The sequence below is a fragment of the Rheinheimera hassiensis genome, from assembly GCF_022436675.1.
Lineage (GTDB): Bacteria > Pseudomonadota > Gammaproteobacteria > Enterobacterales > Alteromonadaceae > Alishewanella > Alishewanella hassiensis.
In genome coordinates this window covers 355,016-366,947 of sequence record NZ_JAKUJZ010000002.1, presented here as the reverse complement: position 1 = coordinate 366,947, position 11,932 = coordinate 355,016, and the positions used below count along the sequence as shown (strand labels likewise).

Below are 11,932 nucleotides of genomic sequence, written 5' to 3'. Positions count from 1 at the left end.
CGCTAACGTTTTGACCACTAAAGCTGCTGGCGATACCATTCGCCTAAGATCAGGCTGGCCGCGACGCTGACATTCAGCGATTCTACCTTGCCCGAGCCCGGAATTTGCAGCGCAATATCGGCGCTTTTAGCGACGTTTTTTGACACGCCAAACATCTCTTCACCAAATACGATCACCACCTTGGCCGGAAGCGTGCTTTGGTACAGCGAGGTGCCGGCGTGGCTGGAGGTGGTAATTAGTGTATAACCGGCTTCCTTGCACAGCTGTAATGCCAATGGCAGGTTATCGCAACTTAAGCCATCGACAAATTCACCGCCGCCCTCAGCCGTGCGCAGGGCAGCGCCCGATTGCAGCAGTTCAGGTTGCTTCATAATAATGCCGCCGACAGCAAAGTGCGCGCAGCTGCGCATTATCGCGCCTAAATTGTGTGGGTTACCCACGCCATCCAGTGCCAGCAAACAGTCGCGTTTACGGCCTTTTTGCTGCAAATACGCTGCAAGGCTTTGCTGTGGTTTGCGCTTTACCAGCAGCACCACGCCGCCGTGATGGCCGCTACCGGCTACTTTTTCCAGCTCAGCGTCATCAACAATATGGTAGGCCTTTTTAGCCGCAGCTAAATATTTCATCACATCGGCAAATTTCGGCGCCATTTGCGCAGATACATACAGCCGGATCAGTGCATCCGGCCGTTGGCTAAACAGCACCCGGCAAGCGTTCTCGCCGTACACCTTCCCTTCATCTTCCTGCACGCTACGCACAGCTTTAACCGGCTGCGCTTTATCAGGTGCAGGGCGTTTCGCTTTATTGGCTACCGGCCTGGCGTTTTTCGCGCCAATCTCTTTGGTCCAGGGCTTGTGCAGTGGATTGGCCGCTTTGCCGCCTTTGGCTTTGTGTTGTGACATAAAACTTCCTGCGTGCGCCCTAAGACGCGGTAAATCAATAATGCGGCGGATTTTACCAGCTGCGTGGCAACAATACTTGTATTTTCCGCGCAGTTCCCTGGCCAATATTACTGACTGACGAAGTAAGTAAAGAAGATTTACGAATACCACAGCAGCATTGAGCTAGTGCTGCCCGCAGGATTAAGTTTACATTTAAAAAACAAATTCGACATCATTAAGCAAAGCATTAGAATATCTGCCATAAATAAACAACAGAACTGCAGTAATGCTTGGATGGCAGCCTCTTTGCAACAAGGCGATGGCCGCTGGCGTAGCGCTGGTACTTTCTGTTTTAGCAACAAACGTGGAGGCAGGTGTGTTTGATTGGTTAAAAGGAACAGAAATCCAATGGTCACCTGAAATACGCGGGATCATTACGGAAAATGGCACACCAGTTTCCGGTTTAAAAGTAGTACGGGAACTCTACTACGAAGATGACGAATTTAACGACAGTACAGTAACCGATAATGAAGGTCGCTTTAGTTTCCCACGCAAAACATTAAGAACACGTCGGGTTTTATTTGACTACAGCATAGGGTTATTTTTATCCGTGTCTGATCATCCCATTGCAGGTGAACAAAACCGTTTTTTTGATATCCGCTGGGGTAACCGACTGGATGGCAAAGCGCTAAATTTATTGATGTCAGATATGCAGTGTGAACTGACCGCAGAAGAAAAGAATTTTAGCCTTAGAAACTTAGAAACACCCGAGGGCGCAGCACCTTGGTTTGGCGCAAAGTGTACCTTCACTCATGCCAGTATTGCAGTGTATTCAGATGAAGAGCTAGAAGAACAACGCCTCGAGCGTGAGCGAGAACTTGATGAACAGGATCGTATTCTTAATGAACAAAACAAGGAAAGTAAATCATGAATACATTAACACCAAGAATAGCAGTTTGGTTAGCCAGAGAACCTTATGAAGCTCAAGATAGAAGATAAGATTTGGTGACTTTTTTACATTTAAAAAACATAATTGACATCATTAAGTAAAACACTAGAATATCGGCCATCAAATAAATAACAGGATTGTAGTAATGCTTGGATGGCAGCCTCTTTGCAACAAGGCGATGGCCGCTGGCGTAGCGCTGGTACTTTCTGTGTTAGCAACAAACGTGGAGGCAGGTGTGTTTGATTGGTTAAAACGAACAGAAATTCAGTGGTCACCGGAAATACATGGTGTTATTGCCGAACACGGTAAACCGGTTGCGAATAAAGAGGTCAAACGCCGCCTTTATTATGATGGCAAAGAGCGCTACGACAGCGCGACAACAGATGACAGTGGTCATTTTTACTTCTCCAAACAAACGCTTAAGGTACGCCGCGTCCTATTTGATGTCAGCATAGCGTTGGAACTTTATGTTGTGGACTTTCCTAAATTTGGTGAAGAGGACATGATTTTTGATGTTAGCTTTTTGAATGATCTGGATTACAGAAGTCTTGACTTGGTTACATCTGATATACGTTGTGATCTGACAGCTGAAGCAAAAGTAGATGAGTTAAAAAACCTCGAAATCCCCGGCAATTCTGCCCCTAACATTCGCTCTAAGTGCACCTTCGCTCACGCAGAGATTGCCTTGTACTCAGCTGAAGAAATATAGCAACAACGCTTGGAGCTTGAACAGATCATAGATAATCAAGAAAAACAGTTCCTCCAAAAAGTCAGATACATTGTCAAAAATTAACTTTAAAAAAACAAGTTTGACATCATTTAGTAAATAGCTAAAATATTAGCCACAAATAAACAACAGGACTGCAGTAATGCTTGGATGGCAGCCTCTTTGCAACAAGGCGATGGCCGCTGGCGTAGCGCTGGTACTTTCTGTGTTAGCAACAAACGTGGAGGCAGGTGTGTTTGATTGGTTAAAACGAACAGAAATTAAATGGTCACCGGAAATAAATGGTGTAGTGACTGAGCAAGGCAAGCCTGTGGTAAACAGGGAAATTAAACGCAGATCTTACTATGAAGGTGAAGAACGTTACGACAGCACAAGTACTGATGACAACGGACGTTTTCATTTCCCGCAGAAAACCAAAAAAGTTCGCCGTGTCTTATTTGATGTCAGCGTATCAATGGAGCTGTATGTTACAGATTATCCAAGCAAAGATGAGCAAGATTTGGTCTTTCGTATCGCGAACCTTAATCACCTGAATTATAAGAGCCTCGATCTAATACTCAGTGATATGCAATGCGAATTAGCCACCGCCACCAAAACAGAACAACTTAAGTATCTGGAAAATCCTGAACTGGCAGACATTGCACCCGCATTTTCATCAAAATGTCGATTTACCCACTCTGGCACAGCAGTATTCTCAGATGAAGAGTTGCAACGGCTGATAGATGAAGACGCAAAAAATATTGAGAGCCTTTAACGCCAAATCCATATACAAGGACGGACTATGAAGACTATTACCCCAAAAACCGCAGTATGGCTGGCACGAGCCCCTTACGAAGCTCAGGATATAAAAGCAGGACAAAATTACACTGCCGGGAAAAGGTTTATCACTGAGCATTTTGACTTTAACCAGACCGGAGGCGTGGTTCATGGCACCTCAGGCAGTGTAATCTCTACTCTGTTTAATCGCACAACTGGCTTTGCCATTATAGGCAAAGGTAAAGGTCATTTTACCGGTGATGTAGCACTGGGTATTCGTGGCACAAATATGAAAAGCGGCCGTGACTGGTTTAGTAACGCTAATGCTAGCTTAGTCACCGCTGACAATAACAGTGCCGTGCATTCCGGGTTTCAAAAAGTGTTTAAGAGTATGCAGCCAGCGCTGGAAAAACAGTTGGCTCCGCTACTGAATACAAACAGCAATGGCGTAGTACATTGTGCTGGCCACAGCTTAGGTGGTGCATTAGCTAGCCTTGCCGCCATCTGGATTAAACAACATTTTGGTAATCGTGTTGCGCTGTATACTTATGGCGCGCCACGAGTCGGGTTAAATGATTTTGCACTTAAATCGTCCGGCAGTATAGATAAGATATTTCGGTGCTTACATGGTGATGATCCTGTACCAATGGTGCCCGTATGGCCGTTTTATCATGCGCCGCTAAACGGTAGTAGCGTACTGTTAACGGCAGCAACCGGTATTAATTTTTCATCGCACTCAATGATGGAAAATCCGGGTTATGTCACAACATCTCGCGGACAGTGGGAAGATCTGCAACGTCGGGGCGATGTTGTCAAAGCAGTGCGCTTAGCGTACGACCGCCGCTTTGAATGCAGTTTTAGCACTCACTGGCAAGAACGACTAACTCATGCGCTTATAACCTTATTAAAGGATGCAGGGTTTTTAACGGCCGTATCAGTGCAAATGGGCGTAAGCGGTGTAATGACATTTTATGATCACCTGGCGGCCACTATTGAGAAAATCGCGCTTATGTCGCCGCAATTTGAAACACAGGTAATGGGCTTACTTGGCCATATGCTGGTATTTGCCGGTAAAGTGGCAACCACAATTACCGAACTTAGTGTGCGCTTTATCCGCTGGGTGTTTAAAGTTACGCTGGAAGCCATGTATCGCGTGGCTCGCCAGGCAATTGAAATGGTAAGCTAACTCAACTCGTTACTAAGGCTGGTCAGAATCATTCTGCACCAGCCTGGACTGGCACAGTATGGACTCCCTGACACTAGTTAATTTAATTCCTTATACCTTTTTAAACCCAATCATCCTGCTGGTATACATGTTTGCCTTTTCTGAAGATAGTGCATTGCGCTACGTGAAACTTAATGCATTTTACGATCTTGGTGGAAACTCGCAACGCATTAACCTTGTGCTTTACGCTGTCTTTTGCGTTGTAGCCTGTAGTGCTTTTATCGGGCTTAAAATTATGCTGTTGCAGCCTTTAGCCGAGCAACCGCTCACGGTCGAAGATATAGCGCTGGTGCAGCCCGGCTGGAGCTGGCTGTACGCTTATATCGTAACGGCATTTACACTGGCGGCGCTGGCATCACGCCATGGCCTGGAAGGGAATGTTGGCGGCTTTATTTTTGCACCATTTATCTTTATAGCAACAATATTGCTGCTGATAAACCATGTGCAGTGGCTATTCGCGAGGGTGATTTAATGGAGCTAACCGTTAGCTGGTGGATGTATGTGCTCAATGCTTTCACCCCCATCATGGCCCTATTCATGCTGCTACAGTTTAAGTTAATACAACAGCAGGCTTTACAAGCCACACCTGATAATTCGCCAGCGCCACTGCCACCTTTAGCCTCTGCCATTGCTGGCTTACTTACTCAGGTACTGATGGCTGCATTTATGTACGCTTTCTGGCTGGGGGCCCATTGGCTGGTATTTTGGTGTTTAAACAAGCCTTTATATATAGATGCTTACTTTTATAAACCCCCGCTGGTTGTATATTGGTTTCCTTATCTATTCGGGCTGTTTTTTATATCTTACAGTTCGCTTATCGAGCCTAAGCTTACCTCGTTGCGAATTAAAACCCTGATGAACACCTTAAATTATTTGGCTTTTGCCGCCTCTTTTTATATGGTGTTTGTTACTTATTTGAAATGGCTAACAACGTAAAACGACTTGTATTTTTCTCAATGCGCAGTATGCTGACGGCCTTTTAAATTTGCCGTTACAGGCCTTGTTTATGCTTAGTTATCGCCACAGTTATCATGCTGGTAATCATGCCGATGTGGTTAAACATCTGGTACAGGTGGCCATTGTTGACTACCTGCTGCAAAAAGATAAACCCTTTTGCTATCACGACAGCCATGCCGGTGCCGGCTTGTACAGCTTGCTGGCCGAACAGGCGCAGAAAACCGGCGAGTACCAGGGCGGTATTGGTAAGCTGTGGCATTATCAGGCGCAAAGCCCGGCACTGGCGCACTATATTGCACTGATAAAACAGCTGAACCCGGATGGCGAGCTGGCGTTTTACCCCGGCTCACCGAAAATTGCCGCTATGTTGCTGCGCAGTGGTGACAGCATTCAGGCCACCGAGCTGCACCCAACCGACCACCCCATTCTGGCCAGCCAGTTTGCACGGCGCCGCCATAGCCGGATTGAGCATATGGATGCCTGGGCCGGCTTTAAAGCCATGCTGCCACCGCTGCATAAGCGCGGCCTGGTATTGATAGACCCACCCTATGAGCTGAAAACTGAATATCAGGATGTCGTTTCCGGCTTACAAAGTACTTATCAACGCTTTCCGCAAGCTACTTATGCTATCTGGTATCCGGTAATAGAGCGTGCGGCAGTGGAAGCTTTTATCAGTGCCATTGTTGCTACCGGTATTAAAGACCAGCTACGGATTGAATACTGCCCGCAACCTGATAAAGCTGGCTTTGGTATGACCGGCAGCGGTATGCTGGTGATTAACCCGCCCTATACACTGGCGGCAGATATAAAGCAGGCACTGGCCGAGCTAAGCCCGCTATTAAGCACTGAGGGTGAATTTCAGGTGCATCAGTTAGTAACGGAATAACATTGTGGAGTAGGTTATGCGCGTATTAGTTGCTGCTCTGTTGCTAATGATCAGCCTGCCGGGCCAGGCGTTTAGCAAAACCGGCCATCAGCTGATTTGCGATATCGCCTATCAGTCGGTGAGTGACAGCACGCGGCAGCAACTGGACAATCTACTCGCAGCTGCACCTCATAAACAGTTCGCCAAAAGCTGCAGCTGGGCAGATGAAATCCAGAGCGACGCGGCCTTTAGCTATGCCTCAGCATTGCACTACGTTAATTTTCCACGCCATAACCAGCAGGTTAGCGCAGCTGATTGCCCGGCAAACGGCTGTATTTTATCTGCGATAACCGATATGCAGCAGCGCTTACGGCGGGATAATACCGACTGGCAAGCTCTACTTTTTATGGCTCATTTTGTTGGTGATTTACATCAGCCGTTACATGTTAGCTTCGCTGACGATTTAGGCGGCAACCGCACTGCGGTGTATTTTTTGGGTCTGCCGAATAACCTACACGGTGTCTGGGATTTTGCACTGCTAAAGCAGTTGGGCTACGAGACTGACCGCAGTAAAGCGGCTGTGCTGCGAAACCGTATAAGTGCACCCCAGCGTTCTGCTTGGCAGCAAGGCGATGTGCTTAGCTGGGCCAATGAATCTGCAGCACTGACCATTGAGATTTACCAGGGTTACAAGCCTGGAATGTTAATTGACGACAACTATGTACTGCACTATCAGGCGACTATAGAGCAGCGTTTACAGCAGGCAGGTGTAAGACTTGCGCTGCTGCTGGATCAATCTTTAGCCGCAGCGAACTGAGCAGCTAACCAGCTAAACACCTGTTGTTGTTGCTCAGCATTAAATTCATGGCTGTATTGCGGATACAATGTCGTCGTCAGCTTATCGGGCGCGCCATGCGCCTGCCACACTCTTTCCAGTTGCTGATACGCCTGTTCTACCCCGGCCGGCGGCATCAATTTGTCTTTACCACCATTAATAAACAGCATCGCTTTGGGCGCGGCCAGCGCCGCTATGTCGGGTATATCCAGCTTGGCGGCTAAGCCCGGATGCAACATATAAAACGCTGATTGGCCCCTGAGAATATTGTTGCCAGGTGTAAGTAGATGCTGGTAGCTGTTTAACCAGGCTACGGCCACCCCGGCTTTAACATCATCGCTAAGTGCAGCAAGTTGCCAGGCCCTGAATGCTCCCATCGAAAAACCCAGCACCGCCAGGCGCGAGCTGTCGGCTTGTGGTAATTGCTTTATAAACTGCACCAGGCGTAAATCTTCATAAGCCGCCATACCCGCCAGCGAGCGGCCAAGCATAAACATATTACCGGCCAGCGCCTGTTGCGCGTCAAATTCTACCGGGCCGCGGTCACTCCAGCCTAAGGTATCAGCAGCTATCACCAGATAGCCCTGCCTGGCCAGTGCGTCGCCAACAAAGTTACCGCTGAAGTATTTATCGGCCCACTGCTGTGCCGATGGCAAGCGCACGTCGGCTGTAAAAGGCTGTACCCATTTTTCTTTGCCAATATCAAAGCGGGCACCGTGATCATGCAGCAGTAACACCGCTGGCGCAGGCTTAGCCGCATCGGGTTGTAATAGCAACAGTTGTACCCGGCTTTGTTTGGTTAGCTGCACTGACCACAGCTGTGCGCTATAGCCATCGCGCGCTTCGGTTTTAAGCAGCCTGGCAGCAAAATCAACCGGTTCATCCGGCCACAGCAGTGCCTCACGCAGTGCTGCCCGGCCCTGAGTGCGCCAGTGCTGAATATCATTAAAGTGCTCTGGTTGCCAGCTTAGCGGATAAGTTGTTGATGGTATCAGTTGCTGATAAAAGTCCGGCAATTGCTGGTCAATCAGGTTGTCGGCCTGCAATGGCAGGGCGAAAAGTAACAGTAATAAACAATAACGCATTAACGGATCCAGCCTTTACTGATTTGACGAAAGGTATCTGTGCCGCAGCACTCCAGCCACTCAAATGCCAGCATTTCTTTACTGATAATCTGCGCCCCGGCCTGCTGCATGCGGCTAAGCGCCAGCTGTTTGTTTTGCTCGGTGCGCGAGCCTACCGCTTCAACGACCACAAATACCTGATAACCCAGCGCTAATAAATCTATTACCGACTGCAGCACACAAACATGTGCCTCGGTGCCCAGCACCACTATTTGCTTACGCTCAGTGCAGGCCAGACTGCTGGCAATATGCGGCTCTTTTAACGCACTAAAGTGCATTTTCTGCAGCACCTGCGCTTCGGGGATCAGCTCTGCCAGCGCCGGCAGCGTAGCACCAATGCCTTGCGGATATTGCTCAGTAGCCCACACCGGCACGTCCAGTTGCAGTGCTACCTGCAATACCCAGGCAGCCGCTTGCTCAACTTCTTTATGTTCAAAAATAGCTGGTGCCAGCTTTTGCTGCATATCTATCAGTAACACCAAACTTTGTGATGCTTGCAGTAACATAGCAGTTCCCGTTAATGAAAATCGCGTGACGACAAGCTAAGTTCGGCCAAAAGCGCGGATAAGTCAACCAGCTTACCGGCGATAATATGAGTTACTTCACCCTCGCGCTGCAAAATGCCATCTACCTGCAGAATATGCGCGGTTAAAAAGGTTTTCTGCTGCGCCTGCGCGGTGGCCAGCCATACCAGCACATTGGCGGTGCCGGTTTCATCTTCCAGCGACATAAAGGTGACTCCGGCAGCCGTACCCGGCCTTTGGCGTAATGTAACCAGGCCGCTAACCCGCACCGGGCTGTTATGCCTTACCTGGCTAAGCTCTGCCACCGGTACACTGCGGGGCAACTTATTGGCCTGACGCAGTAACGCCATCGGATGCACCGCTAGTGTCAGGCCGGTAGCCGCATAGTCTTCCAGCACTTCGGCAACCGGGCCCGGCGGCGCTAAATAAGCAGGCTCAGCTTCGGCTATCTGTTGAGCAGGCCCTGTGGCTTGTGCACTAAACAGCGGCAAACTATGCTGGTTATCCATCAGTTGCCAGCGGCTGTTATAACGATCACCACTGATACTGCTTAGCGCATTCGCGCTGGATAACGCCTGTAAACTGCTGTGGCTAAGCCCGGTTTGTCGCAACTGAGCTAAATCCCGAAAGCCGCCGGCCGGGCGCAGCGTTAACAGCAACTGCGCCGCCGCTTTGCTAAACCCTTTTACCTGGCGCAGCCCCAGCCGTATTGCTTTACCTTGCTGTTGCAAGCTGTAATCCCACTGTGATTGGTTTACACATACCGGCAACACCGTAACGCCGTGGCGCCTGGCGTCCTGCAGCAGCTGCGACGGCGTGTAAAACCCCATTGGGTAACTGTTAAGCAGCGCGGTGCAAAACGCCGCCGGATAATAATATTTCAGCCAGGCCGATACATAGGCCAGTACGGCAAAACTGGCCGAATGTGATTCGGGAAAACCATATTCACCAAAGCCGCAAATTTGCTGATAAATGCGCTCGGCATACTGCTGGGTGTAGCCACGGCTTTGCATGCCGTCTATCAACTTATGTTTAAATTGCAGCAGCTCGCCGGTTTTTTTCCAACTGGCCATGGCACGGCGCAGCTGATCGGCCTCACCACCGGTAAAACCGGCCGCCACCATTGCCAGTTGGATCACCTGCTCCTGAAAAATCGGCACGCCCAGGGTGCGGCTTAATACGCTTTGTACTTCCATCGATGGGTACTCTACCGCCTCTTCACCGTGGCGCCGTTTTAAATACGGGTGCACCATATCGCCCTGAATAGGCCCCGGTCGCACTATGGCTATTTGCACCACTAAATCGTAGTAACACGCCGGGCGCAACCGCGGCAGCATGCTCATCTGGGCGCGCGACTCTATCTGAAACAGCCCGATAGTGTCGGCTTTTTGGATCATCTGATACACCGCCGCATCATCGCCCCAGGCGCTAATGCCGGCAATGCTTAAATCCTGTTGCTCATGCTGTTTTAGCAGCGTAAAACACTTACGAATCGCGGTTAACATCCCCAGAGCCAGCACATCTACTTTTAACAGTTCCAGCGTTTCCAGATCGTCTTTATCCCACTGGATCACCGTTCTGTCGGCCATGGCGGCGTTTTCTACCGGCACCAGCTCGTACAAAGGCCCTTGCGAGATGACAAAACCACCAACATGCTGCGACAGATGCCTTGGGGTGCCACGCAGCTGCTCTACCAGTGTAACCAGTTGCTGTGTAGTTTGGCTGTTGCTATCCAGCCCCAGCGCCGCTAACTGTTGCTGCCAGCTTAAGTTTGGGTCACGCCGTTGAATATTTTTTATCAAAAAATCCAGCTGGCTTATTGGCAACCCCAGCGCTTTACCCACATCACGCAGCGCACTTTTAAAGCGATAGCTAATTACCGTGGCGGCCAGTGCAGCACGTTCACGACCATACTTCTGATATAAATACTGGATTACTTCTTCGCGGCGTTCATGTTCAAAATCAACGTCTATATCGGGCGGCTCTTTGCGTTCGCGCGATAAAAAACGCTCAAACAATACCTGAATTTTATCCGGATCAACGGCGGTTATCTCCAGGCAATAACACACTACAGAGTTAGCCGCCGAGCCGCGGCCCTGATATAAAATGGCCTTACTTTTGGCAAACTGTACCAGATCGTAAATGGTCAGAAAAAAATATTCGTAGTTAAGCTCAGTGATAAGCAGCATTTCTTTATCAATAATGGCCTGCACCCGCTTTGGTACCCCGGCAGGAAAGCGCAATTTACTGCCCTGCACTACCAGCCTGGCTAAATAACCGGCCGCTGTTTCGCCTTCGGGCACCAGTTCGCTGGGGTATTGATATTTCAGCTCATCCATTGAAAAGGTGCAGCGCGCGGCAATAACACAGCTTTGCTGTAATAAAGTGACGCTAAAGAGTTTTTCCAGTTTGGCCAATGGCCGCAGCGCACGCTCGGCGTTGCTTAATAATTGCCGGCCCAGCTCTGCAATTGGCTTACCGGCTTTAATGGCGCTAACACAGTGCTGCAGCGCCAGCCGCTGTGGCACATGCATTAACACCGCGCCGCAGCACACCGCATTTAGCTGATATTGTCGCGCTAATTGCTGGCAATACGCAGTAAAGGCCGCTTCGTTATGGCTAAGCTGACGACGCACAGCCAGCCATAACCTGTCACTGTGATATTTTTGCAGCCAATTGGCCCAGTAGTTATCACTTTCGCTATCATCAGCCGGCAACCACAACAGCAGGCAATGCTTTAATGACATTAAATCCCACTCGGTTAAGCAATATTCACCCTTACTGCTACGCCGCCGGGCATTAGTAATAATGCGGCACAGCTCGGCGTAAGCGGCCTTATCCGGACACAGTAATACCAGCTCCAGTTTATCTAACTGAAAGTAACTACCAACAATCAGCTTAATATTCAGCGCTTGATCTTTAATCTGCCGGTAAGCCCGCACTATACCAGCCACCGAGCATTCATCCGTCAGGGCCAGCGCGTCATAACCCAGCGCTGCAGCCTGCTGCACCAGCTCCTGCGGGCTGGAAGCACCTTGCAAAAAACTAAAATGGCTTTGGCAAAACAGTTCGGCATAATTCATCGGCGC

At 49.2% G+C, this 11,932-nt stretch carries 12 protein-coding genes; 8 read left to right on the top strand and 4 right to left on the bottom strand.

The features are described 5' to 3' along the window. Positions 1–17 precede the first annotated feature (17 nt). Positions 18–902 (bottom strand): tRNA/rRNA methyltransferase, encoded by an 885-nt coding sequence (locus MJX74_RS04590; RefSeq protein WP_240221269.1) that lies wholly within the window; start codon positions 900–902, stop codon positions 18–20. 265 nt (positions 903–1,167) lie between these two features. Here MJX74_RS04590 and MJX74_RS04585 point away from each other — a divergent pair, with 265 nt between their 5' ends. From MJX74_RS04585 to MJX74_RS04550, 8 genes are all read left to right on the top strand, one after another. Beyond that, entirely contained in the window at positions 1,168–1,812 is a 645-nt protein-coding gene (locus tag MJX74_RS04585; protein WP_240221267.1) for a carboxypeptidase-like regulatory domain-containing protein, read from the top strand. Positions 1,813–1,975: 163 nt separating this feature from the next. Beyond that, positions 1,976–2,539 (top strand): transthyretin-like family protein, encoded by a 564-nt coding sequence (locus MJX74_RS04580; protein WP_240221265.1) that lies wholly within the window; start codon positions 1,976–1,978, stop codon positions 2,537–2,539. Between the two features lie 160 nt (positions 2,540–2,699). Then, a complete protein-coding gene (locus MJX74_RS04575) occupies positions 2,700–3,311 on the top strand; it encodes a DUF6795 domain-containing protein (protein ID WP_240221263.1) in 612 nt (203 codons plus the stop codon). Positions 3,312–3,338: 27 nt separating this feature from the next. Beyond that, entirely contained in the window at positions 3,339–4,499 is a 1,161-nt protein-coding gene (locus MJX74_RS04570; protein WP_240221261.1) for a lipase family protein, read from the top strand. Between the two features lie 274 nt (positions 4,500–4,773). Next, positions 4,774–5,010, top strand: coding sequence for a hypothetical protein (locus tag MJX74_RS04565; protein WP_240221259.1), 237 nt, complete (start codon positions 4,774–4,776; stop codon positions 5,008–5,010). A gap of 23 nt (positions 5,011–5,033) precedes the next feature. Next, positions 5,034–5,474, top strand: coding sequence for a hypothetical protein (locus MJX74_RS04560; protein WP_240221258.1), 441 nt, complete (start codon positions 5,034–5,036; stop codon positions 5,472–5,474). Positions 5,475–5,544: 70 nt separating this feature from the next. Then, positions 5,545–6,381: a 23S rRNA (adenine(2030)-N(6))-methyltransferase RlmJ gene (locus MJX74_RS04555; protein ID WP_240221257.1), complete on the top strand. Its 837-nt coding sequence runs from the start codon at positions 5,545–5,547 to the stop codon at positions 6,379–6,381. Positions 6,382–6,397: 16 nt separating this feature from the next. Further along, on the top strand, positions 6,398–7,177 hold the full coding sequence (locus tag MJX74_RS04550) for a S1/P1 nuclease (protein ID WP_240221256.1): 780 nt from the start codon (positions 6,398–6,400) through the stop codon (positions 7,175–7,177). Here the strand turns inward: MJX74_RS04550 and MJX74_RS04545 are convergent. Genes MJX74_RS04545 through MJX74_RS04535 form a run of 3 tightly spaced genes read right to left on the bottom strand, consistent with a single transcriptional unit; the run spans position 7,153 to position 11,926 of the window. After that, entirely contained in the window at positions 7,153–8,280 is a 1,128-nt protein-coding gene (locus MJX74_RS04545; RefSeq protein ID WP_240221255.1) for a dienelactone hydrolase family protein, read from the bottom strand. The two genes, MJX74_RS04550 and MJX74_RS04545, sit on opposite strands and share 25 nt — an antisense overlap. Further along, positions 8,280–8,825, bottom strand: a complete 546-nt coding sequence (locus MJX74_RS04540; RefSeq protein ID WP_240221254.1) for a hydrolase — start codon at positions 8,823–8,825, stop codon at positions 8,280–8,282. Before MJX74_RS04540 ends, MJX74_RS04545 begins: the two co-directional genes overlap by 1 nt. Positions 8,826–8,836: 11 nt before the next feature. Further along, complete coding sequence (locus tag MJX74_RS04535; RefSeq protein ID WP_240221252.1) at positions 8,837–11,926, bottom strand: error-prone DNA polymerase; 3,090 nt, start codon at positions 11,924–11,926, stop codon at positions 8,837–8,839. Positions 11,927–11,932 lie beyond the last annotated feature (6 nt).